Annotated in this window: 24 protein-coding genes, 1 tRNA gene and 1 pseudogene; 13 read left to right on the top strand and 13 right to left on the bottom strand. The window is 49.9% G+C overall.

Going from position 1 to position 24,125, the window contains the following annotated elements:
* Positions 1 to 377 precede the first annotated feature (377 nt).
* From QN215_RS09070 to QN215_RS09035, 8 genes and pseudogenes are all read left to right on the top strand, one after another.
* Entirely contained in the window at positions 378 to 1,394 is a 1,017-nt protein-coding gene (locus tag QN215_RS09070) for a LacI family DNA-binding transcriptional regulator (RefSeq protein ID WP_369343980.1), read from the top strand.
* Between the two features lie 99 nt (positions 1,395 to 1,493).
* Positions 1,494 to 1,892: a D-ribose pyranase gene (gene rbsD / locus QN215_RS09065; RefSeq protein ID WP_369343979.1), complete on the top strand. Its 399-nt coding sequence runs from the start codon at positions 1,494 to 1,496 to the stop codon at positions 1,890 to 1,892.
* 36 nt (positions 1,893 to 1,928) lie between these two features.
* On the top strand, positions 1,929 to 3,410 hold the full coding sequence (locus tag QN215_RS09060; RefSeq protein ID WP_369343978.1) for a sugar ABC transporter ATP-binding protein: 1,482 nt from the start codon (positions 1,929 to 1,931) through the stop codon (positions 3,408 to 3,410).
* Between the two features lies 1 nt (position 3,411).
* Positions 3,412 to 4,371, top strand: a complete 960-nt coding sequence (locus QN215_RS09055) for an ABC transporter permease (protein ID WP_369343977.1) — start codon at positions 3,412 to 3,414, stop codon at positions 4,369 to 4,371.
* A gap of 109 nt (positions 4,372 to 4,480) precedes the next feature.
* A pseudogene (locus QN215_RS09050) lies at positions 4,481 to 5,461 on the top strand (substrate-binding domain-containing protein).
* A gap of 142 nt (positions 5,462 to 5,603) precedes the next feature.
* Complete coding sequence (locus QN215_RS09045) at positions 5,604 to 6,608, top strand: ribokinase (protein ID WP_369343976.1); 1,005 nt, start codon at positions 5,604 to 5,606, stop codon at positions 6,606 to 6,608.
* Positions 6,609 to 6,768: 160 nt separating this feature from the next.
* Positions 6,769 to 7,608 (top strand): hypothetical protein, encoded by an 840-nt coding sequence (locus QN215_RS09040; RefSeq protein WP_369343975.1) that lies wholly within the window; start codon positions 6,769 to 6,771, stop codon positions 7,606 to 7,608.
* Positions 7,609 to 7,660: 52 nt separating this feature from the next.
* Entirely contained in the window at positions 7,661 to 8,170 is a 510-nt protein-coding gene (locus tag QN215_RS09035) for a DUF523 domain-containing protein (protein ID WP_369343974.1), read from the top strand.
* 37 nt (positions 8,171 to 8,207) lie between these two features.
* Here the strand turns inward: QN215_RS09035 and QN215_RS09030 are convergent, their stop codons facing one another.
* From QN215_RS09030 to QN215_RS09020, 3 genes are all read right to left on the bottom strand, one after another.
* Entirely contained in the window at positions 8,208 to 8,741 is a 534-nt protein-coding gene (locus QN215_RS09030) for an HXXEE domain-containing protein (RefSeq protein WP_369343973.1), read from the bottom strand.
* Between the two features lie 49 nt (positions 8,742 to 8,790).
* Positions 8,791 to 10,068: an OFA family MFS transporter gene (locus tag QN215_RS09025; protein ID WP_369343972.1), complete on the bottom strand. Its 1,278-nt coding sequence runs from the start codon at positions 10,066 to 10,068 to the stop codon at positions 8,791 to 8,793.
* A gap of 974 nt (positions 10,069 to 11,042) precedes the next feature.
* Positions 11,043 to 11,477 (bottom strand): hypothetical protein, encoded by a 435-nt coding sequence (locus QN215_RS09020; protein WP_369343971.1) that lies wholly within the window; start codon positions 11,475 to 11,477, stop codon positions 11,043 to 11,045.
* 777 nt (positions 11,478 to 12,254) lie between these two features.
* Between QN215_RS09020 and QN215_RS09015 the strand changes: the two genes are divergently transcribed.
* Positions 12,255 to 13,454: a hypothetical protein gene (locus QN215_RS09015; RefSeq protein ID WP_369343970.1), complete on the top strand. Its 1,200-nt coding sequence runs from the start codon at positions 12,255 to 12,257 to the stop codon at positions 13,452 to 13,454.
* Positions 13,455 to 13,461: 7 nt separating this feature from the next.
* Here the strand turns inward: QN215_RS09015 and QN215_RS09010 are convergent, their stop codons facing one another.
* From QN215_RS09010 to QN215_RS08965, 10 genes are all read right to left on the bottom strand, one after another.
* Positions 13,462 to 13,923, bottom strand: a complete 462-nt coding sequence (locus QN215_RS09010) for an SRPBCC family protein (RefSeq protein WP_369343969.1) — start codon at positions 13,921 to 13,923, stop codon at positions 13,462 to 13,464.
* Between the two features lie 113 nt (positions 13,924 to 14,036).
* Complete coding sequence (locus tag QN215_RS09005) at positions 14,037 to 14,933, bottom strand: hypothetical protein (RefSeq protein ID WP_369343968.1); 897 nt, start codon at positions 14,931 to 14,933, stop codon at positions 14,037 to 14,039.
* 5 nt (positions 14,934 to 14,938) lie between these two features.
* Entirely contained in the window at positions 14,939 to 15,199 is a 261-nt protein-coding gene (locus QN215_RS09000; RefSeq protein ID WP_369343967.1) for a hypothetical protein, read from the bottom strand.
* 683 nt (positions 15,200 to 15,882) lie between these two features.
* Entirely contained in the window at positions 15,883 to 16,167 is a 285-nt protein-coding gene (locus QN215_RS08995) for a hypothetical protein (protein ID WP_369343966.1), read from the bottom strand.
* Positions 16,142 to 16,399: a hypothetical protein gene (locus tag QN215_RS08990; RefSeq protein ID WP_369343965.1), complete on the bottom strand. Its 258-nt coding sequence runs from the start codon at positions 16,397 to 16,399 to the stop codon at positions 16,142 to 16,144. Before QN215_RS08990 ends, QN215_RS08995 begins: the two co-directional genes overlap by 26 nt.
* Before the next feature lie 4 nt (positions 16,400 to 16,403).
* Positions 16,404 to 16,652, bottom strand: a complete 249-nt coding sequence (locus tag QN215_RS08985) for a hypothetical protein (protein ID WP_369343964.1) — start codon at positions 16,650 to 16,652, stop codon at positions 16,404 to 16,406.
* A 42-nt stretch (positions 16,653 to 16,694) separates the two neighbouring features.
* Entirely contained in the window at positions 16,695 to 16,868 is a 174-nt protein-coding gene (locus QN215_RS08980; RefSeq protein WP_369343963.1) for a hypothetical protein, read from the bottom strand.
* Positions 16,865 to 17,236, bottom strand: coding sequence for a hypothetical protein (locus QN215_RS08975; RefSeq protein WP_369343962.1), 372 nt, complete (start codon positions 17,234 to 17,236; stop codon positions 16,865 to 16,867). Before QN215_RS08975 ends, QN215_RS08980 begins: the two co-directional genes overlap by 4 nt.
* Positions 17,237 to 17,407: 171 nt before the next feature.
* Positions 17,408 to 18,637 carry a tyrosine-type recombinase/integrase gene (locus QN215_RS08970; RefSeq protein WP_369343961.1) on the bottom strand — a complete coding sequence of 410 codons (1,230 nt, stop codon included), beginning with the start codon at positions 18,635 to 18,637 and terminating at the stop codon, positions 17,408 to 17,410.
* Positions 18,638 to 18,852: 215 nt separating this feature from the next.
* Positions 18,853 to 18,937 (bottom strand) — tRNA-Ser (locus tag QN215_RS08965).
* 214 nt (positions 18,938 to 19,151) lie between these two features.
* Between QN215_RS08965 and QN215_RS08960 the strand changes: the two genes are divergently transcribed.
* The 4 genes from QN215_RS08960 (at position 19,152) to QN215_RS08945 (ending at position 24,119) form a co-directional block, all read left to right on the top strand.
* A complete protein-coding gene (locus QN215_RS08960) occupies positions 19,152 to 20,396 on the top strand; it encodes a nucleotide sugar dehydrogenase (protein WP_369343960.1) in 1,245 nt (414 codons plus the stop codon).
* Positions 20,397 to 20,547: 151 nt separating this feature from the next.
* Positions 20,548 to 21,492: a glycosyltransferase family 2 protein gene (locus tag QN215_RS08955; protein WP_369343959.1), complete on the top strand. Its 945-nt coding sequence runs from the start codon at positions 20,548 to 20,550 to the stop codon at positions 21,490 to 21,492.
* 128 nt (positions 21,493 to 21,620) lie between these two features.
* Complete coding sequence (locus QN215_RS08950) at positions 21,621 to 22,289, top strand: hypothetical protein (protein ID WP_369343958.1); 669 nt, start codon at positions 21,621 to 21,623, stop codon at positions 22,287 to 22,289.
* A gap of 144 nt (positions 22,290 to 22,433) precedes the next feature.
* Positions 22,434 to 24,119 carry an RICIN domain-containing protein gene (locus QN215_RS08945; RefSeq protein WP_369343957.1) on the top strand — a complete coding sequence of 562 codons (1,686 nt, stop codon included), beginning with the start codon at positions 22,434 to 22,436 and terminating at the stop codon, positions 24,117 to 24,119.
* The last annotated feature ends 6 nt before the right edge of the window (positions 24,120 to 24,125 follow it).

Here is a 24,125-nt window from a genome sequence, read left to right as displayed (position 1 = left end):
TCGTGCACTGCAGCAGGATTCTCTTGAAACCCCAACGACAACCATAATACCTGAGCGTTGGATGCAGATTAACTCTGACATGTCGTGCATTGTTGCATGCCAAGGACAGTGTGAAGCTCCCAACGTCTATGCCTTTGCTTCTGTATATTCGTCATAACGATACTTGTGCCCCACTATCAGCTTCTTGTTCCCCATAAGGGGTGTCTTCACATGACAGATGCACAATGGCGTGTGCATGGGGCTGGTACGGTATTTGTACCTGTGAGACAATCTAGCTTACGTGCATTCCGTTTATGAACGGAAAGGCTTGACGCACGACTGGTCTTTGGTGGGCATCGGACTCTTGAAGCCCGCGAACATACGGATTGAGGAAAGTGATGAATTACGTCACGATCAAGGATGTGGCTCAGGAAGCTGGAGTATCTGTTCCTACCGTTTCGCAAGTGTTGAATAATCGAGGTAGAATTTCGGCAGCCACTCGTCAGCGTGTGCTTGACTCTGCAAAGAAACTTGATTACATTCCCAATTCAGCTGCTATCTCCATGCGATCAAGTTCGACCAAAACTGTGGGCGTGTTGGTTCCTGACATCAACAATTCGTATTTTGCCTATCTGATTTCTCTGATAACACGGGAGTTTTTGGCTAGTGGTTATGTCTGCTTGATTGGATCCTCATCTGAAAGCCTTGAAGGCCAGGATAAATTCCTGCATTCGCTTCTTACCCAAAGAATAGATGGTGCGATTCTTGTACCTCAGGGCACTGCTTCTCATGGCCTGCAGAAATTCGTCGCTTCCGGTCTTCCACTGGTTATTTTGGACCGTAAGGTCAAGGAATTGGCCGACGGTGGCCGAATTCCAATCATCGATGCAGATCCTAGACCAGGAATCACCGCTGCAATCGAAAAGGTGAAATCCCAGGGGCATTCTCGGATAGGATTCGTTCATGGCCCCACGTCCAAGTCTCCAAATCTGTTGGAACGTCAGCAAGTATTCATCGAAGTTGCAGGTTCACAGGTGGGCAGTCCCAATGCAATCGTTGCAAGCCATGTAAGTGCATTGTCGGCGATCAAAGATCTGCTATCGCGCCATGTAACCACTTTCATATTCGGCTATTCTCCGGATGCACTTGAAGCAATTCGTTATTTTCACCACATCGGTCTAAACATCGGTGAGGATGTGTCAATCGTCAGCTTTGACGATATCCCTATCTTTGAATTGGCTTCACCTAGCATTTCTGTGATTTCTCAACAGCAAAAACTGATGGGCAACTATGGTGTTGCCACATTGCTCTCGCTCATGGAACAGCGACTTCGTGGCGAGCAGCAAGGGGAGAGCTTCGACAATTTAAGGATCCCAACGGTATTCATTGATAGGGAATCAGTGGGTATCCGGTAGAATCCGCGGTCCTGGAATTTGACATTCAACCCAAAAGGCGATACATTTCTATGTGTGATATAACGATATATCACACTCTAAGCGGACAATGGAGTCGTCGTGAAGAAAACAGGTATTTTAAATAGTGCATTGGCAAAAGTGGTTGATGACCTAGGTCACACAGATCTGGTATGCATCGGCGATCTTGGATTGCCCGTTCCGAACGGGATTTGCAAGATAGACATCTCTCTCAAACGTGGAGAGCCAAGCTTTACTGATGTTCTTCAGGTCTATCTTGAGAATGTAGTGGTTCAGCAGGTTTTTCTTGCAGCAGAGATCAAGACTCAGAATCCAGTTCAGTTGCAGGCAATCGAAGAGATGCTCCCACAGGGAGTGGGCATCGGTTTTATCTCGCACAAGGAGTTGAAACAGATGACCAAGGATTGCAAGGCTGTGCTACGGACGGGTGAAGATACGCCGTTTTCGAATATTATTCTGCAATCCGGTGTCACCATCTGACTTCAGCAATGAACTCAAGTTTGAGAAAGGCTAGTCATGAAAATCGAACTCAAGAATATTTCAAAAGCCTTTGGAATTAATCAGGTCCTCAAAGATGTCAGTCTTACGGTGAACTCCGGCGAAGTCCATGCACTCATGGGTGAAAATGGTGCCGGAAAATCCACATTGATGAACATACTCACAGGGCTTTTCCCTGCAAGTGGGGGAACGATTCTCATAGATGGAGAGAAAAGAACCTTCCAAAATCCACGCGAGGCAGAGCTGTTTGGCATCAGTTTCATACATCAAGAGATGAATTCTTGGCCAGAGCTAACAGTGATGGAGAATCTCTTCCTTGGTAGAGAGATCAACAAGAACGGTCTGTTGAACAACAAGGAGATGCGCAAGCAATCTCGGGCTGCTTTCAACGAACTTGGTGTCAACATTCCACTGGACGTCGAGATCGGAACATTGTCAGTTGGCCAGCAGCAGATGATTGAAATCGCCAAAAGCTTCCTTTCCAACTTGCAGATATTAATCATGGACGAACCCACCTCGGCGCTGACGGAGCGTGAGACCAGCAAGCTTTTCGAAGTAATCCAGCATCTGAAAAAACGTGGTGTTGGCATCATCTACATTTCGCATCGTATGGAGGAGATCTTCAAAATTTCTGATGCCGTGACTGTGATGCGCGACGGGAAAGTCGTTGATACCAAACCGACTAAGGATACCAACGTCAATGAACTCGTCAAGAAGATGGTTGGTAGGGAAATAACGGACTATTATCCACACAAAGATACGCCTGTAGGCGATGTTGTCTTCGAGGTATCACATCTTGAAAGCGCTACGAATAAGTTCCACGACATTTCTTTCTCCGTTAAAAGTGGTGAAATCCTAGCCTTCTCGGGTCTTATGGGTTCTGGACGTACCGAGGTCATGAGAGCGGTATTCGGGATCGACAAGCCCAAATCAGGAGTCATTACACTTCACGGTAAACCAGTCAGAATACGTAAGCCTCTTGATGCCATCAGGCTTGGCATCGGCTTTCTGACTGAAAATCGCAAGGATGAGGGTCTGATTCTTGACTTCAGCATCCGAGAGAATGTGACTCTGCCAAGCACTCGTAATTTCGTAAAGAATCTGTTCTTCAACACGAAGGTAGCGATGACTTTCGTACGCGATTTGATACAGCGTTTGACGATTCGTTCGACCGGCACCGAGCAGATAGTGGGAAATCTCTCAGGAGGTAACCAGCAAAAAGTGGTTTTGGCCAAATGGGTCGGCATTTCGCCAAAAGTGCTCATTCTGGATGAGCCGACTCGAGGAGTTGACGTTGGTTCGAAACGCGAAATCTATGAACTGATGAATGAGCTGGCTGGCAAAGGCGTTCCCATCATTATGGTTTCTTCCGATCTTCCGGAGGTCTTGGGAGTCAGCGATCGAATAATCGTAATGCATGAAGGCAGAATCGCCGGTGAAGTTTTAGGCAACGATGCCAATCAGGAAAAGATAATGCAACTCGCGACTTTGGGAGAATAAGATGAAAACAGTTTCCAACTTTTTGAATAGATTCACCAGCCTTACCACACTCGCGGCATTAGCGGTCTTGATGGTGTTGATAACGGTCATGAATCCAAATTTCTTAACCACGAACAATCTGCTTAACCTACTGCTTCAGGTAACGGCCAACGGCTTCATCGCCTTTGGCATGACATTCGTGATTCTCACCGGTGGCATTGATCTTTCGGTGGGTGCCATTCTTGCACTTTCGAGCGCATTATCTGCAGGAATGATTGGTGCGGGAATGCCCCTGCCATTGGCAGTATTGGTGTGTGTGGTGATTGGTGCCGGACTCGGCGCAATCAATGGCTTCTTCATTGCTTATGGAAAGATGGCACCGTTCATCGTCACCCTAGCAACACAGATGATCTATCGAGGGTTGACGCTTGTCTTTACCAATGGCAATCCCGTCACCAAAGGCATGGACGGCTTCTTCCTGGCATACATTGGACAGGGATATCTGTTTGGGATCCCGTTCCCCGTTATTCTAATGATCATCGCCTTCGTGATTCTCTACATTCTTTTGCACAAGACCGCATTCGGAAAGTCGGTCTATGCACTGGGAGGCAACGAGAAAGCTGCATACATCGCTGGTGTTCAGTCGAATAGGGTAAAGGTGACAATCTATACCATCTCAGGTCTGATGTCTGCAATAGCGGGTCTTGTCATCACGTCTCGGCTTTCTTCAGCGACGCCGCAGGCAGGCAGTGGCTATGAAATGTTTGCTATTGCCGCTGTAGTGCTTGGCGGCACAAGCCTGATGGGTGGGAAGGGAAGAATGTCAGGAACCATCATTGGCGCGCTGATCATCGGTGTTTTGAACAATGGCCTGAACATCATCGGAGTTTCCACCTTCTGGCAGCAAGTCGTCGAAGGTGCCGTAATCATCGTCGCAGTACTCGTAGATGTAATCAGGAACAAGCGATCTCTGCAGTCGTAAAGCTTCCTAAGAACGGAAATAAAGCAAGAAGCAATACATGTAACGCAACTCTCAATATGAAGACACAGAAGATTTTCATATTACTAGCGAACAAGAAGTGGAGAACATTATGAAGAATCACGTGGCTCACCTGGCTTCGAAAATTGTAGCCGTAGGTGTTGGTATCAGCATGGCGGTCGGTCTGAGTGCATGCGCTGGGACTGGACTCGGCAGCTCGAACGGAGCTCAGGGGAACGTTGAGAAGAAGAGCCCTTCGGAGTTGACAATCGGCGTTGCAATTTCAACGACCAATAACCCTTATTTTGTTGCCATGGATCAAGCGATCAAAGCAATGGCCAAGAAGGATGGAACGAAGGTTATCATTGCTGACGCACAGAATGACAGTTCAACTCAGTTGAATGACATTCAGAACTTTGTGAGTCAGAAAGTCGACGGCATCCTCGTCAATCCAGTTGATTCAGACTCGATTGTTCCAGCGATAAAGAGTGCAAACACTGCCGGGATCCCAGTTATTGCCATGGATCGCGGTTCAAATGGAGGAACTGTGCTGAGCACCGTTGCATCCAATAATATCTAGGCAGGGCAGATGGCAGCAGAAGCAATTCTTGGTGCATATGGCAAGGGTGCGAAGATCATCGAGTTGTCCGGAACGCCGGGATCATCTTCAACCATTGATCGAGGCAATGGCTTCAACGCCGAGGCGAAGAAGCTGGGCCTTGATATTCTTTCGAGCCAATCAGCGAATTTCGATCGTACGACAGCGTTGAATACCACTCAGAATATGTTGCAGTCCAATAGCGGAGTTCAGGCAATCTTTGCGCAGAATGACGAGATGGCACTGGGCGCTGTGAAGGCGGTTCAGGCAGCTGGCGGCAAGATCGGCATCTTCGGTATCGATGGTGAATCGGAGACGCATACTGCCATTGAGCAGGGAACGATCACTGCAACGATTGCACAGCAACCAGGAAAAATTGGCGAAATGGCTTTGCAAGCCATGTATGATCACTTCAATAAGAAGACAGTCAAGAAAACCATTGATTCGCCTATATACCTGGTAAAAAAAGATAATGTCAAGCAATACATGTGGTGATTGGCGCGTAACCAGTACCCATTGAAAAGTCAGTAAAAAGTCAGCGATATTGAGGAACGGTCAGGAACGACATCTGCGAGCGTGCCAACCGTTCCTCAATCTTTGAGTGCTGCACGACGAAGTTCCTAAGAAAGAGAACGTCATGAATGAAACTTTTGACATTCGCAAGGCTTTTGAAAAGATCTCATCAAGCTCTCGCACCATTGCGGTATTAGGCTCGATGAATGCCGATTATACCGTTGAAACAGAGACCCTGCCACGGCCAGGTGAAACGGTCTTCGGTGGACCATTGCAGATTCTTGCTGGTGGAAAATCAGCAAACCAAGCGAGTGCAGCTGCACGTATCGGAGCGCAGGTGAAGCTGCTCGGAGCCTTGGGAACAGATGAGAATGCAGACTTTCTCTTCTCCACGCTTGCAAAAGCAGGTGTCTCGATGGGTTCCATTGCACGAATGGAAGGAAAAAGCGGAACGACTGTCATTACGGTCGACGCTCATGCTGAGAATACAATCGTATATTCCGCTGGATCCAATGCCAAGGTCACTCCAGATTATGTGAGAAGTGTACGGGGAACCATACAGGGGGCGGCAGTTCTTGGAGTATGTTTTGAATCACCAATGGATTCCGTTATCGAGGCGGCAAGCATCGCTCACCAATCAGGAGTAAAGGTTCTGCTGAACAATTCGCCATTTCGTCAGGAACTTCCAGCTGAAATCATTGCCAATATTGATATTCTGCTGGTCAACGAACATGAAATATCGCATATGTTGCACCTCTCTCCACCACCTGGTGATGATTGGGCTGAACTTGACTGGGATGTTGTTACGCAGCGATTGCACTCGTTGGGGTGCAATCAGGCTGTGGTCACCCTTGGTTCACAGGGCGCATATGTGCTCGACATCAATGGCTTTGACGAGAACTGTGGACATTTCTGGAAGTTTCTCAAAGCAGTCGAGGTCAAGGCTGTCGACACTACGGGTTGTGGAGATGCTTTCATGGGCGCAATCCTCGCTGGATTGACTGCTGGCCTGAGTTTGTATGATTCCGCTCGATTAGCTGTGTATGTTGCCGGCTATGCTGCAACAGGATTAGGAGCCCAATCCTCATATGGAACGAGCAGACAGATAGTTGATCTGTTGTCCTCTTGAATTGTGCGGCGGAGATGCAAGAATGCAATATCTACGAACATGATGCAGTGCTGCCCAGTGCTGCCCAGTGCCGCTCAGTGCCGCTCAGTGCCGGGAATCGAGCATTCTTGTGTTACCTTGTGATGAGGGGATGTCCCAAACGTTTGGGAAGGAAGTGATTATGCTGAATGTATCCGTTGAAATGAGCACATCAGCTACGGTGATTACGAGCGCACAGCCGAAATTTACCATAAGCATTACTCGCCAAACGCAGCTTTCCGAATTGCTGATCAATGCCGATTCGACAACGATCAAGCTGCCTTTTCTCGATCATGGCATTCAGCAGGTGATTGTGGTTGAAGCGGCGAAGGAGTTCGACTCGTCGTTATTGCGCGCGCAGATTCTTGAAAATGCAGGCAGATGCCGCGATGCAGAAGATGTTGGATTGTACGACACGCGCTTCGAGAGCACTCCAGAAACTGTAACCATATCGAGTTTGGCACAGACCATCGTTGCCGTGCTGATTCGTTTCAGGCTTTTGGCTGCGTTGCTGCATGAGAAGTCAGATGTGTCCGCTTCTGGAACATCTGCACAGGCTGGTGCGTCTGCAGAGCATCCTGAAGCTGATTCCGCTGCGGCCAGCAAGCCAAAATCGCACGCGAAGGCACGTCATCGCTGGTCGAAAGAGGTGAGTGCACTTGATTTTCATATCAACCACGAGGGAGTGCATGCCACGGTTCAGTGGGTGGCGAGAAACCGCATGGTTATTCGAAAAGGTGCGAGCATGGTAGCGGTTCCACCTTTAGACAAGGACGGTTCGCTGGGATTCTCTGCGCGATTCTCTGAGCAACTTCGACTTGAGCATGCTGGGCAGTTCAAGAATTTCGTAACCACGGAAGATATCGTCGTGAAAAGCGTGAACGAGGTTGGTCTGTTCCTGTATTTTGGCGGTACGAACAGTTGGCTGGTGTTGCGGGATGATAACGGGAAAACGATTCACGATTGGACGGTTGTTGCTTGAAATCTCAACGTGTTTGGCATGCTGTGAGCTCATCGTGTGCAGCGAACGATGAATGGGGTGGGCAATGATTCTGGTGAGCGCTTGCCTGGCGGGTTTCGCTGTCCGATATGACGGTTCGGATGCGCGTAACAAACTTGCTCAATGGTTGGTCGAACGTGGGCAGGCAATCTCTGCATGTCCAGAAATTCTCGGGGGTTTCAGCATTCCACGCCCCTCGGCTGAAATCGTTCGAGGCGAGGATTCGCGCGCATTCCGAAGAGTGTTGGAATCGACGGGTAAGGATGTTACGGCACCTTACGGAATTGGTGCCAGACGCGTTCTCAATATGGTGAAGCGCAATAACATCACCGTTGCGTTCTTGAAGGATAGAAGTCCCTCCTGCGGTGTCGATACGATCTATGACGGTTCCTTTACCGGAGTAAGAATCAAGGGTATGGGAGTTACGGCAAGGCTTCTTGCATCCAGCGGTGTCAAGGTATTCCCCGACAGCCAATTGAATCCTGAAATAGTTCGTCCCTACATAGACGAGGATCTTATACCCGATCTGGCACGCTTCATCTAGGTGACGAATCCTGAGTCATTGCAGCGGTTGGTGACCTCTATGCTCTTCCATGGATATGCGCATGGATTCTTGGCGCTATGCGATGCAGGAGTGCAAGGTTGGCGGCGAGAGCGACGAAGACGACGAGCGATGTGATGGTGAAACTTATGGCTGTGTTCGTCCCTTTGGAGGTTGTCCCAGTTATCAGGAGCATCAGAATTACGACATTGAGGGGGAGCGTTACAGCGGCAGTCACGCTTCCCGGGTTCCATGCTCGTGAAATGATGGCAGAAACGATGTGTCCCGCAAGATGTATGGAGTTTCCAAGAGTGACGGCGAATACGGGTGCCGGGCAGTTCAAGCTCGCTGAAATCAGCAGGATAGAAGCAGCCAATACAATTTCTTCAAGAATCATCACCGCGATGGTTTCAGTCGAAGGGTAGGCACGTTGATTGCGTATCCACATGTCATTCGCGTACCGTGACTCGGGTTTGTGCTTGTGGATCCAAGGTCTGCAACGAATGATTTCTTCAAATTCATGAATGACAAACAGCGTGAATGCTGAAAACGCCAGAAAGGACAAGTCCATCATGGTTGTAAGCATAGCCACTGAGGTATGACTTGCACCTTCTGGCGTGGGTTTACGACAGCGTTTCGACGGCGATCTGCGGCTTTACTCGCGAGACGAGCCAGATGGCGAGCAAGGCGACGGCATAGAGCACGGTGATCACTGGGATTACGGCTGCATAGCGGTGTGCCTGATCCGAAGCGTGCGTGACGACGAAGGATGCGAGCTGATTTCCGGAAAGTCCAGCGAATGCCCACGCACTCAAGGTCAGACCGTGGGTTGTCGATACGCTTTTGATGCCGAAATGCTGTTCGAGCAGCACCGGGAGTGTTGAGAAACCGCCGCCGTATCCCGCATTGACGAGGAAGAGCATGGCCAAAACGACCCAGAGCAGCGCGTTGTCAATGCTGTGCGTCACAAGCTGCAAGCCGCATACGGCAATGGACATGATGAAGATGATCTTGTAGCTTGATTCGCGACGTTTCATATGGTCAGACAGGGCTGCAAATCCGAGGCGTCCAACGGCGTTGAAGATTGCGTCGACGGCCAGAACCGTTGCGATGATGCCCGCAATGGCAATCGAAAATGCGTTAGGTGAAAGCTTGGCATACTGCGGCAGCTGATGAAGAATGTCCTTGAGGATGTCCTTTTCCTGGGAAATCAGAGCCAGACCGCAGGTGATATTGAGGTAGAAGGCAATCCAGATTCCCCAGAACAACGGTTTGCGAAGCAGAGCGCCGCGGCGTGATTCTTTTGGAGGCGCAGCATAAACATAGCCTTCGGGACGTTTGATGAGTGCAAATCCAGCCAGCATGAGGACTGCGTATACGACAGCAAGAATGTAAAACATGTTGACCAGTCCCACGCCCTCAATCAGATATTCCATGAGTGGGCTGGCAATGGCTTTGGACAGGCCGAATCCTGCGACGGCTATGCCCGTTGCAAGGCCTTTGCTCTTCGAGAACCAGAGCATAAGGTTCTTCACTGGAGTCAGATAGCCAATGCCCAGACCTACGCCCATGACTGCGCCATAGAAGATGAAGATGCCGGGAGTGAAATGAATGGCAATGCTTACACCGGTTCCAGCAAAGCCGGTTACGAAGCAGATGGTCGATATGAGTGCAGACTTTTTCAGGTCCTTTTCAACCATAGGGCCGAGAAATGCGGCAGACATGCCTAGGAAGAAGATGGCGAGTGAAAATCCCCACTCGATGGCTCCTGGTGAAGCGTGCAACTCGTCGGCAATGAGTTGTTTGAAAACGCTCCAGCAATAGACGGTTCCAATGGAAATGTGGAGTAACAGCGCGGGCGCAACGGCACGAGTCCAGCGGTTGTCAGGCAACAATGTCATTCGTTTTTTCCCTCTCAGCAGAGGGTCATGCACATGGGAATCACGGCGACTATGGTCCTCTGCGTGTTCAATGTATCATGCGCTGAATGCAGACTTTCCAGTAATTCAGCAGAATGGATATGAGATATCTAACAAAATTCCTGTTCATATGGTGAGTTATTCAGACTGCTTTGTCCTGATATCCTGCATAACGCGGTTCGGATTGATGATTTCTTTTTCAGACATTCTGTATAGTAATATCAAGCTTTTGCACAACGATGAGTTCTGAACCTGAATGCTATAGCCCTGTTCCGTAAGAAAAAGGGTTCCGGCTTTTCAGTCGAAACCCTGAGAGCGGAGGATACGAGTTATAGATCATTGGCGCTATTGCAATGATTCTGAGCAATATTGCATTGGCGACCTTATGTGGCGACTCTATCACACCATTTTCACATACCCTCCAGAGTTGGAATGTTTTTCCTCCGCTGATTGCGATTCTGAGCGTGATTTATGCTTTTGTCGTGTCTCCACCCGCAAGAGCGCTTTTTTGCTTTTTGGTGTTCTCATGTAGTGCATTTGATCGCTGATTTCCATTCATATGCTTGGCATCGATTCTGAGCGGGCGATGATTTCTCTGATTTCGCGTTGATTGATGACCCTTGCACCGGTGCTGAGCTGATATCCGCCATGTGCTGCATGGCGGTCTCTGCCTCATAGAATGGCTCAATATCTCCATGTATATACTGCAGGGTCTCCCGACTATATGCCGTGGCCTCACCGAGTGTGAGCACTGTACCGGCCTTGCCACCCACTCGGATGATGGCAAAAGTCGCGCGCTCGGAGTCTTTCACGAAAGTAAAGTTTCCATCATTGATAGCGGGTGCCTTATGCCGTTCTGTGGCTTGCCACTGCAAGACACACATAACATGTAGGCACACGCACTGTTCCGCCGTTTGGGAGCCGGTAGCGTGCCGTTTCGGGCACTTCCTCTACCTCTACTGGTGATTTTCGCCTATGATGCGTTCTGCGTGGCCGGATTTCATGAAGGATTTTGGGAGGATGAAGGCGATGCAATCAGCAAAGCCACTCTCTCGTATGAATGCTTCAGCCTTACTAAATGGCGGATTGCCAATCACTAACGTGTGATGCCACCGCTGCGCTTTTTGCGCTCCGGGTATGTACATGCTCTTGCGTGGATTGCCGAATGAATCTCTGGGCTCTATCCAGTTCATCTCTGTGATTCCTTCGGCTGCGGGTGCGATGCCATATGCATACAGGGGTGGTAGTGGTGAGCCACTTGCTTGTAGTGCCTTGACTATTGCACCGTCTCCGGCGCTTGGCTCGATGATGCAAGAATATTTTTCGGGTTCCACGAGAGCCACCAACCTCGATGCAACATTTTCGGGTGTGTAGTATCGTTCAAGATTCATTGCTGGCTTCGAGTCTTTCGAGTCGTTTTTCTATGGCTGCTATGCGCTGTTGTAGTGCGTCTGGTGTCTCTCCTGTGAGCCATGTATGCGCGAGTGGTGAATCCGTGGGTATCAGCCACCTGCCCTCACTATCCTTGATGCCCTCTATCCGATGCTCTCTGAGTGCCTTGCGTATGGCGCTGATGCTTAGTTGCTCTCTCTCGCCAAGGCTTCGAGTGTCATGTATACACCGCTCTCGGGGTGTCTTATAGGCTTGGTCATAGTAGTAGCCTCGGTGTCATGTACGGGTAATAGTTAACTGCTCGTTTTGATATTACTATCTTGTCGAAATCAGAACCTCACGCGATTCACTCCCGTGGGGTTCATTTTTATGCCGTGATACCAGGCTGGCATGTGTACATGTGTGGCACTGGACAGGCACGACGATGGCGCGAAGCGGCATCGTATGGGACGGGAAAATCCCGTCCCATAGTATTACGTAGTATTACGCCTGTCCAGTGCCACCTCTGCCACCCACCCGTTAGCCCTTACGGCAGTAGGGCTAACGGGTGGCACTGACTCTTGATTTTGAGTGCCACCCTGCCACCCCGTGATGCCACCCCCGCCGTTTTCCGCATATCCCGGTCAGTGCCCACTGGCGGCAATGGTTTCAATGATTTTTCCAGTGCCACCCTCTGACACGAAAATCCCGTATAAAACCACAAAAACAGCCCAGAAAGCCGCTCATACGATATTCACCTTTCACTACCGATTTCGACAAAATAGGAGTGAAGAACAATGAAATCATATATCAGCGCGGCCACATGGAACGATGCCGCAGATAAAATCAAGGCTTATAACCTCAAGAATCCCGACCACCAGAAGCGTCTACTACCCGTTGATAACGTCAGGGCAACCGCATGGATGCTTACCATCCCCGCGTCGAAGCACGTTCTTCAGGAAGTCAAAGATGTGCTGGAGGGTGGCTGCTATGCCGCCGTATTCAGCGAGGAAGCCGGAGGAAAGACCGGGTACAGACACTACCAGACCCTTGCCGTATACAAGTCCCGCGCGACTGGCACGCAGGTGCGCGGGATGTTTTCAGACGCTCACGTAGAACCGGCGAGGAAAGTGATCGATGCTTGCCGTCAATATGTCTCGAAGGAACATACTCATATCTCTGGCCCCTATAGCATCGGACATTGCGACGACGTGCCAGGCATGGAGATAACCCCACAGGAAGAACGCCGCAAAGACATCTACGATTACCTCAATACCCGGATTGAGGATGGATGGCACTATCTTGATTTCGTCCGAGACCCCGAATACCGTGCATGGGCATTGACGCATAAGCAGCAAATCTTGGATTTGACGGAAGCCTACACGGAAAACACCTTCGGCAACTCCGACCGTGGCTTACTACTCCCTGATGGAGTTCATCGCGCCTTATCTGTGGATTACATCTGGGGTCCTACAGAGGTGCATAAAACCGGGCAGGTGCTGGACATTTTTGGAAGACGAAATGTCTTCAAGACGAAACTCGCCAAGCATTTTCCGTTCGACAACTACCAAGGACAGAAAGTGCTCTTGCTGGATGATTTTCGGTCTGATTTGAAGTTCAACGATCTTATCACTCTCCTCGATGCGTATCCGTATGATACGGATATCAAGGGCAGCCACGCTTGGGCGTGCTGGACGAAGGTTGTTATCAGGGCCAACATATCGTTGTCAGAGCAGTACCCCAATCTGAGTGAGCGCAAAGACCCTCTATTAAGACGTTTCGAGCATGGCATAGTTTTTGAGATGACCGACCCCGATATGGGACTGCCTTACGATTCAGCAGAGGATGCGATGATTGGCAAGAGGAACGATGGCGGCGCACAGGGTGTGCCGGGTTTTGTGCCGTCGTGGAAGCGTGCTGCTCGCGTTGCTTGCAGCACGAGCATGGACGGCGATGGTTTTACCGATGATGATTTTGATAGGCTGATTGCGGGTTAGACCAAGTCTATTTTTCACATCTATATTTGAGTTCCATCAAATCTTTATTTATTAAATCTGGAAGCTCCCTATTCATTTTTCTTCTCATGAGATTGATTGCAAAACCACTCAAACTTTCTGAAACTTTGACTTCTGTCCTTTGCCCATTAGGATCTACACTCCAGTTATGAATCGCAAAGGCTCCAATTGTTTTCCCAGTCCATCCAAATGAATGATTCGAAGAAGTATGAATCTTAGATTGATATTTAAGTCCATTCGCCTTCCATTCAAATCTTGTCCCAGTCCCGACACTGTTATCAGCTTGTTCAATCAATTTCACATACTCAATATCCGCTCGCCAATCTTGCCATTTCGGAATATCTTTAAGGATAGCTAAGACCTTCTCTGGGCTCGCTGAAATCAAAATCTTACCGCTAGAAACCACAGGCGCATTAGTGTCAATCACTATTGTGAATTCATTATCAGTCATGATGGTTGTCTTCTTCCTAACTTTCCTAGACAACAGTATCTTGTATATTGGATGGATTTGTTTGGAACTTCTGGATTCGAAATTCATCATGTTTTTAACGCTGTTATAGATCATTACTCGCATACTCTGAACTCCGTGCCCTGCAGGAAACTGCCATTTCTGCGTCCTGTGTCATATACGAATGTTGTACACATTTGCGTGGTGCCTGTTTTTTCGGCGGCTCTCTCAATCGCGTTGGCGATTTCGTGTGTTGCACATGCCCATATAACCGCACTGAATCGAGCACGTCCCAGCGCACTTCCGTATCTGCACATGGTGGTTTCATATGCAGCGCTGCTCTTCGGATATCGTTCGATTTCGATGGCGACTGCCCCGCCGTTTCGCATCGTCGCTGGAGCAAGTACTGCGTCTGCAGGATGGCGTTGCATGACGATGGTTTCAGGGCTTGGCGTGAGAGGGGTGTCCGCATTTTCACCCGTGAGCGCTCTTATTGGTTCGTCTTGTTCTGCATGGAGGTATGGCGGTATCATATACCACCACGAGTTTTCATATACCTCACTGCGTGCAAGTGGTGCCGCATTTTCCTTCGCTACCGGCTTTTTGTAGAGCAGTGGGAGCGTGTCAGGGGTGGGGTACTTTTTCTTGCCGAACCTTTCGGCATATGCAGCGTTGATTTGCGGCTCCCCCAGCAAAATATAATCACCATTCAAAAGTACTTCGCGCAAGTCGTTTGCATTGTCCCAATACGATTCTGTGATTTTCGTGCTGCTCATGAGCACGCTCATGAAGCGAGCCACCCCCAAACGGTGCTCCTGTTGCGTCGAGTTTTGCCACTCTGTTGTTATTAGAGGGGGTAGCGCTATGGGCGCACTGGCGAAGGAGTTGCCGCGCGCGGTGAGTGCATAGAGGGTCTGCGAAGAATCAATGTTTTCGATTCTTTCGACCAGTCTGCGCTTGTATATGGTCTCCAGAACTCTGTTATGCGTGGTGCCTGGCATGTATCCTGCCACGCGGCCTAGGTCTCTGCGTGTGGCAACCTGACCTGCTGCAAATAGTCCAAAACTCGTGTTCTTCTTTCGTCCCGTTCCTCTGCTGTGATGGCGTTTGCACGCTTGCCGAGCGCTGACATTTTTGCGTTCTTGGTCGGCTCGGTGTCAGGTTTTTGGGGTGTCTCTACGGGCATTTTTGGTGCCTTGATACCCATGACCTGCGCGGCTGTACGTGGTCGTGGGTGGTTGATTGTGGCGCTTGATTTGGCGTTGTGTATGTCTGTCATTTTGATGCTCCATGTGGCTATGACGGCGGCGGTGGATCCGACGCTCACGATGTAATATCAAATCGTCGGTTTAACCGTCAGTCTCAACGCCAAACCCACCGTCGGAGTAGTGGGGACGCTGCTCACGGCGTTGCCCAGGGCGCTACAGCAGTGCCGTGCCTTATGCCGTGGTGGGTTCGAGAGCCACACACAAAAACAGTAATAAAAACAATGAGCAAGATATCAGATAGATAATCATGCTTACATTGGGGCGTGTCGGCAAAGCCTCCCAAGATATACTCGCTCGCCCAATAACACACTGTTTGAGTGGTGATAGTAAGCCGCTGCGGTTTGAGTTGCGGCGGCGCTTGGTCTTTCTTATTTTTTCTTTTTTCATAGAAATACCCACACGCATTTTGCGTGTGGGTATCACCGGTACATATCACCGACCTTGCTACCTGTGGTGGCCTGATATCATCCTGACGTTTTCGATGAAAATGCTCCAGTTGCGCTCAGGTATGGCGGTGGTGGTGGGTGATGGCGATTGTCTGCCTGCACCTATCCTGCGACCGGTAGCATCATACATGCTGTATGTCTGACCTGCACATGCTATGCATCGTTGGAATGCATTATTAACTGCAGCCTGTCCATACACCCCATAGAGTTCTGTTGCATAGTGAAAACCGTTCATGATGCACACCCCCTTAATTGATTTGCTTCGCTATCTCAGCCCCGTTCTTCACCAACGTCGAGTTTTGGCCGAGTAGTGCTGGCGCTGCATACACCACCACTGCCACGATGGCGGCGAGAGCGAGGAACACGAGCATTGGTCTTATTTGATTTTTCACGAGGTACATGACGGCAAAGAATCCTGTGATGATTGTGATGGCCGGCCCGATGTAGTGTTGCACGAGGGTGCTCCACACTCCCGTGAGGTCTGCTATGTATGCAGATGTCGTGATGTCATTGATTGTTGTTGCTGTTGTCATTCCCTTTCTCCTGTTGTAGTTGTGATTCATCGTGTAGCCCTATGATGCCGTCGAGTGGCATCATGAGGTCTTCTAAATAGTCAGTGAGCGTGAGGTATGTTGAGACCTCCCAGTTGTGCACATACTCTTCGATAGTTTTTGCGCCGTAGGTCTGCTCAACTGCAGTGAGCAAATCCTCATCCACTCCGAGTGTTCTTGCTTTGAGCTTTGCTTGTGTTATTTTTTCGTGCATGATGTCATGCCTCCTTCACGGTGAGGTGCACAGTTTGTGAGCCGGGTGTGATGGTGAGGGTGCTGCCATTGTTGAGTGTGATGACCACTGCACCGCCTGTGTACACACCGCTCACATTCCCACCGCTGATGACCGCGTGTGAGAGTCCAGAGACTTTGACCGCATGTAGGCTGGTGGCTCCTCCTGCAAGCACTGCACTCACACTCAGACTGAGTGTGTCCCCGCTTTTGGCGGGCGATGATGTCCATATCATGCTGCGATCGTAAGTCTGCCACCCACCTGTAGTTTTTGGCTCTCATGAGTATGCAGCGGTCATCTCCTGCTCTGAGGTCATGTCATGCATCATGACCGCGTATGCGCGTGTGGTGCCTGTGGCTGCTGCTGCGCTGAGGGTGTGTACCGTGTATACACCGAGTGTGGCGATGATGATAGCGAGGGCTGATATGAGTGTAATGATTTTTGGCTTCATGATTGTGCCCCCTTGCGCATCTGCTCCACGAGGTCGGCTTCATCATCACTGATGATATGCTCTACTCCGCTGCGTGTGGTTCTCAGGTGGCGGCGTAGGTTGCCCCATATCTCGTCTGCACTCATGCCGCCGTGGTGCATTTTGATGATGAGTTCACGACGTTCCTCGGCGTGGGTCTTGTATGCGTGTGTGCCTGCATAGCGTGCTGAGTATTGGGCGGTGTGTCCGCTCTGCTCCCAATAGTTTTCTATTAAATCCTCTACAATCCCGCTCATGGTCGCGCCTGTCTCTGCGCTCATGACCCTGAGATGCTGTCTTGCCTCACGAGTGATTTCCAGTCTGATATCGACTGTTTCTGTATCTGTCATCCTTCTTTCTCCTTATGTGATATGGGTGAGGAACCTCATCCATATCATCTATCTAACAAAAGGCGATTTTGGGGTGATTTTGGGCACGATTTCGCCTGTACACGGGTGCGGGAACCGTGAGTGTTGCCATGGAACTGCGCTGTTCCACTTAAAAGAAAATATATGTTGTATTCAATCCTCGGGCGTTGGCTGATGGCTCTCCGAGTCATCAGCACTATCAGCGGGCGGATATAAGGCATTGGCTTTGGCGAGTTCTCCATATACTGCACCCACAACACGGGTTTCGTCCTCGGTTGCTTCACCCCAGATTTTTGCCGTCTTTTTCATAGCACTATTCATCACATGTGAGTAATGCGCTGTCATTGCGGGGGTGAGATGACCGAGGATGGCTTGAATCATCTGGAGACTAATATTTTGGTTGGCGAGGATTGACGCGGCTATATGGCGATTGCCATGCAATCGTATGTGCTCCTCCTTGCTGAGTTCTTTTTCTGGATCGCCGCTGATATGTCGTGCATATGCCACCTGTATGCTGTCCCAGATTTTGCGCAAGTCGTTGTATGTGTAGGATTTTTTATCTTCGCGTGTGAATAGTAAGTGTAATCGAGTGATGATGTTGCCTTTGCTGTCTTCAAGATTGATTTTGGGCGCATTCTGTTTTTCGCTGATTTCATAGGCATCATGCAGCGCCACATAATGCTCGTGGGGGAGCGGTATGGCTCTGCTGTGTCCGGTCTTGGTCTCGGTGAGGAATGCACCGCCTGAGCGCAGTTTGAGCTGAGCAGAGACGGTTAGCTTGTGCTCTGTGATGTCGAGCACTTCGCGTGTGAGACCGAGCACCTCGGCACGGCGCAATCCCAAGTTCATAGCCATTACGAGCGGATAGTAGCGATGCCACAGATTTTCGTCTTCGCGTATCCATGCGATGATGCCCATGACCGTGGTCGTGTGCGCATCTATGAAAGTATTATCGAGCACGGCTATATGATTCTCTCGCGTCGGCGCGTCCAGCGCCTTCATTGGATTGGTCTTGATGATGTCATTTTTCTCGGCGTAGTTGAGTAATGTTTTGAGTGTTTTCCATGTGTGCCACTCTGCCGAGTTTCCGATTTCTTTGGCTTCCAGTCGGTCAAATGTAATCTGGATTTGTTCTTTCTTGATTTTTCGTATGGGGAGTTTTCCTATATACGGGAAGATATGATTTTCGAGATTACGGCGGTATTTTCCGCGCGAAGTTTCACCCAGATGCTTATCATGTGCAAGCCATTTTTCCATCACCTGTGCAAGGGTTGGGTTTTGCGCTGTACCGATGGTTTTACGTCTTGGTTTTGCGGGTGCCTGTGGCTGCGCGATTTTGGCGATGAGAGTGGTCTTTTTGTCAAGGGCTTCGGTGGGTGTCATGCCGTATGTGCGGTGTTTTTTGCCGTCTTGCCACCATGCGGCGCACTACATCTCACGGTCGTGGTGCATTGTTTGGTAGAGAGACCCTTCGCCCTTTTTCCTGCGCTGTGCCATGCCATAAGCATATCTCCAGTGGCGACCCTATGTGGCGACTCTATAGGAAAAATGAGAACCCCCAGAATCGTTGATTTTCCAACGTTTCTGGGGTCTAATCGCGGAGGATACGAGATTCGAACTCGTGAGGCTGTTACACCAACACGCTTTCCAAGCGTGCGCCATAGACCACTAGGCGAATCCTCCATGCAGCCACATCGGTCGAATGTAACCGATATTTATGCAACCTGAAAACGATAACACAAGATGTGGATGAATGGTCAATCCATGGGAAGTGTCAGTCCTGTGCAGCGCGATAAAACCCGTCAGTATCGCATATTCCGACAATTGTGACATTTGTTTCCAGCAGACTACTATTGCAGGAGTTGAGTTTTTCCCGAATTCTGAAAGTGGGTCGTTGATGAAGATTGCTGTTGCAGGAACCGGATATGTGGGACTTTCAGTGGCGTTACTGCTGTCGCAGCACAATGAGGTGCATGCGCTTGACATCGTCCCTGAAAAGGTTGAGACCCTCAATGAAGGGAAAAGTCCCATCGTAGATAAGGAGATCACGGAGTTTCTTGAGGGCAATGTTTCAGGAGCCCGTCCGCTGAATTTTCAGGCGACACTTGATCCGCGGCAAGCCTATATTGGTGCCGACTATGCCGTTGTTGCCACACCCACGAACTATGATCCGCACAAGAATTATTTTGACACGTCCAGTGTTGAGGCTGCAATTGCGGCGATTCGTGAAGTCAACCCCACTGCTTGGATTGTCATTAAATCAACGATTCCAGTTGGATATACGAGCGATTTGCGTGGGAAATTGCAAGATGAGCGTCTGCTGTTCTCGCCAGAGTTTTTGCGCGAAGGTCACGCCCTGTATGACAACCTCCACCCGTCACGCATTGTTGTCGGCGCTCCGGAAGATGATGCTGAGGCTCACCATGCTGCTGAAGTCTTTGCCGATCTGCTGGTTCAGGGTGCAGCCGAAGGGGAGATGAAACGTATAAATGCTGATGGAGGCACTGGAATTCCTCGTCTCATTGTCGGATTGACAGAGGCTGAGGCCGTCAAATTATTTGCCAACACCTATCTGGCGTTGCGCGTAGCCTTCTTCAACGAGCTTGATACCTATGCTGAAACCAGAGAATTGCGAACGCAGGAAATCATCGATGGTGTGTGCCTGGATCCGCGAATTCGTGCGGATTATAACAATCCAAGCTTCGGATACGGCGGATACTGTCTGCCAAAGGATACCAAGCAGCTGCTGGCGAACTACGATCAGGTTCCTCAGAATCTCATCTCAGGGATCGTGAACGCGAACCGGACACGCAAGGACTTTATCGCCACTGAGATTGAGCGGCGCATCAGTGAGATTGATAATCCAACCGTGGGCATTTATCGACTCACCATGAAATCGGGGTCAGACAACTTCCGCCAGTCAGCAGTCCAGGGTGTGATGAAGCGAATCAAGGCTCGCGGCATTACTGTTGTCGTATACGAACCGACCATGAATGATCCCGAATTCTTCGGCAGTGAGGTCACTCATGACCTGGAAGATTTCAAGCGTCGAAGCGATGTGATCGTTGCCAACCGTTGGAATCGTGATCTCGATGATGTGAGCGGCAAGGTGTTCTCGCGCGATTTGTTCAAGCGGGACTAGTCGTTGCGGGTCGGCAGAAGGAAAGCATAACTGAAGATTGCACGTGTGTAAGCTGTACGCATTTCTGGTGATGCGCTGGTTCATGAGCACAACTATCATAGTCTTGCATAGGTCTTGAGAGTCGAAGAAACAGAAGAGAGAGTACAAAATAATGGCTAATCCAACAGTTGCTGTGCTTATCCCTTGCTATAACGAGGAAATCACGATTGGCAAAGTAATCAAGGATTTCAAGAGCAGTCTTCCTGATGCGGCAATCTATGTCTATGACAACAATTCCACCGATGACACCGCCGACATAGCGAAGCGCAATGGGGCGATAGTACGCTGCGAGCCGCGGCAGGGCAAAGGCAATGTCGTTCGCGCAATGTTCAACGAGATTGAAGCTGACGCATATGTCATGGTTGATGGCGATGACACCTATCCGGCAGAGGCTGCGAAGTCTTTGATTGACAAGGTTGTTGCCGGCTACGACATGGTTATTGGCGACCGTTTGAGCTCGACGTATTTCCAGGAAAACAAGCGGGCTTTCCATGGGTTTGGTAATAAGCTCGTTCGCTCCTCAATCAATACCTTGTTCGGATCGCATATTCAAGACATTATGACGGGGTATCGTGCCTTCTCAAACCGCTTCGTGAAAACATACCCATGTCTGTCCAAGGGTTTCGAGATTGAAACCGAGATGACCATCCATTCGCTCGACAAGAATGTTCGCATATGTGAAGTGCCGATTCAATACCGGGATCGTCCGGAAGGTTCCGAAAGCAAGCTCGATACCATTGGTGACGGTATCAGGGTCCTGTCAACCATCTTCCATATGATCCGTGAATATAAGCCGCTCCCATTCTTTGGATGTACTGGTCTGGCATTTGGTCTGCTGGGAGGTGTCCTATCAATACCTATCGTCATTGAGTTCTGGAAAACGGCTTTGGTCCCCAGATTCCCGACCCTCATTGTGTGCGTTCTGCTGGTGATCCTGGGACTGCTGCTCATCATGACAGGTATTGTCCTTGATGTCATTGCTGAACAGGACAGAAAAAAGTTTATAGTAGACAGCAACATTGTTGAAAAACTGCATCATTATGATAAGAAATTGTAAGGTGGTACTTGCAGTCATCTGAGCGTGATGGCACTAAGGTACGTCACATATTTCGCATGTTCCATGAAATGTAGGATATTGCATGGAACGAAGTGCACTGATGTTGATCGAGCTGATGGATTGAAGGCATGGGGCATAGAAAACAGAAAGTTCTTGTCGGCGTTGCAGCGATTCTTGGCGTCTTGATTCTTGCTGGCTTGCTAGTATGGGCCGAGCAGTCGTGGAGCACGACCCAGGCTGAGATGATTGCCAGCACTCAGGCTGCTGCTGGTTCTTCCAGTGCAAGGTCCACCGCTCATGGTTCAGATGCCGCGAAGAACCATGGAGATTCGAGCGGTGCAACAACCCAGAACTCGCACCATGCCAATGGCCAGACGAATGGTGATGCTGCAACGGGCGACTCGTCATCCGGCAAACAGTCAAATGATGCCAATCAAATGAATGATGGCGTTGCCAGAGATACCCAGCAATACACCAACTCAACGAATGTCAACGATGGGAAAATCGCCGCCCAGGTCGAATTAAATTGGTGGGATGCCAATGAAGCGGGAATATCAGCGACAGGCGGGGTCACCAATCTCATAGGTCCGGGAGGAACGTGCACGCTTACGGCATCGCGGGGATCCGCAACGGTGTCTACCTCAACTACATCGATTGCCAATGCGACAACAACATCCTGTGCGAGAATGACCATTCCTAGGAACAAACTTTCTGTCGGCTCATGGCAGATACGCCTGTCATACACTTCCTCACAGGCATCGGGCACTTCAACTGAGGCGACGGTTGACGTTGATTAACAATATCAACCGGTATATTGGCCGACATGCATTACAGTTAGTTATCACGCACTTTGCAATCCGGAGAAGGTATGCCAGATAATGTATAGAGAACATCTTCATATCATGAAAAAAATATGCGCCGTCATCGCGGCGCTGTGCGTTATGAGCATTGCTTTGGTCTTTTCCTCAGCTGAGCAGGCTTCTGCTGCTGATGCCAACCATTTCAACGCAGGCTACATCATTTCGGATGCCCGATTTTATGATTCACAGGCAATGACAACCGCACAAATACAGGCTTTCCTCAACAAACAGGTTCCTACATGCCATCCCGAATGGGATTCGGCACCTTCAACGATTGTGTGTCTGAAGGACTATTCCGGTAAGACAACCGCCGAATCTCAAGACGCATATTGTGCTGGATATACCGGCGGCAAAACCCAAACAGCCGCACAGATCATTGATGGCGTCGCACGCAGCTGTGGGGTGAGCCAACAGGTTCTGCTGGTTCTGTTGCAAAAGGAAAATGGTCTCGTCACCCATTCCTGGCCAAGTCCGTGGCGTTATAAAACTGCGATGGGATATGGCTGTCCGGACACTGCTCAATGTGACGCACGGTATTACGGTTTCTTCAACCAGGTGTATAACGCTGCGCGCCAATATAAAATGTACAAGATAAGGCCATACGACTATAACTTCCAAATCGGTAACAACCGCATAGATTGGAGTCCAAATTCGTCATGTGGCAGTTCAGTCGTGGCAATCAAGAATCAGGCGACCGCCGGTCTGTATGACTACACGCCCTATCGCCCCAACCAGGCAGCGCTCAATGCGGGATATGGCACAGGCGACAGCTGCTCATCATATGGCAACCGCAATTTCTATCTTTACTACAGTGACTGGTTTGGTGACCCCACATCCGCCATCCCCGCTCCCAGCACTCCGGCATTGGACACGACGGCGCTTCCTGCCGTCAGCATCCCAAACGGAAGATACTACATATCATCCAAACTCAACTATGATTTCGGCATGGACGTCCCGGCGGCCAACAAGAAGAGCGGTACTGCCATTCAGCTTTATCAGGGCAACAGAACCTTGGCCCAGCAGTATGATTTCCGCAAGAACGGCAACGGAAGCTATACCATCACCAATGCGAATTCTGGCTTGGTGCTTGACGTCAGGTATGCGCAGACGGCTAACAGCACGCCCATCATCCAACATGCCGCGAATGCCACGCTCGCACAGCAGTGGTATCTGCGCAAGGCTGACGACAGTTCGTACTATCTGCAGTCAGCCTTGGGCAACTATGTGTTGGACGTGAGTGCCGCACAAGTGGCGGATGGAACGGCACTCGGCATCTATACCCCCAACGCGACCAACGCGCAGCGGGTGCTGATCACTTCGGTGAGCTCCCTGCCTGAGAGCACGCCAGTCACCATCGCCTCGAAGCTGAATGCCAATTACGTGTTCGATATTCGAGCGGCTTCACTGTCGAGTGGTGCGGCGCTGCAACTGTACACGGTGAACGGAACGCCCGCCCAGCAATTCCTGTTGCACCAGGTTTCGAATGGTGTATATGAAATCGTGAATCAACACTCTTCCTTGAACGTCGAGATCGCCGCCGGAGCAGTGGCCGATAATTCCATCCTGCAACAATACAGTTCCAACGGAACTCAGGCACAACGCTGGTTCCTTCGAGATGCGGGCAATGGGTATGTATCTTTCTACAATCTCAATTCGGGGAAGTACATTGACGTTGCGGCTGGAATTGTTGCCGCATCGAAGCAGCTTTCCATATATTCCGGCAATGGAACAGACGCGCAGCAGTGGAAGGTAGCGATCAAGCACTGACCCGTC

Source organism: Bifidobacterium sp. WK041_4_12, from assembly GCF_041080795.1.
GTDB classification, from domain to species: Bacteria; Actinomycetota; Actinomycetes; order Actinomycetales; family Bifidobacteriaceae; genus Bombiscardovia; species Bombiscardovia aquikefiricola.
The sequence above is the reverse complement of the archived record's forward strand: the minus strand, read 5'-3'. Positions and strand labels throughout refer to the sequence as shown.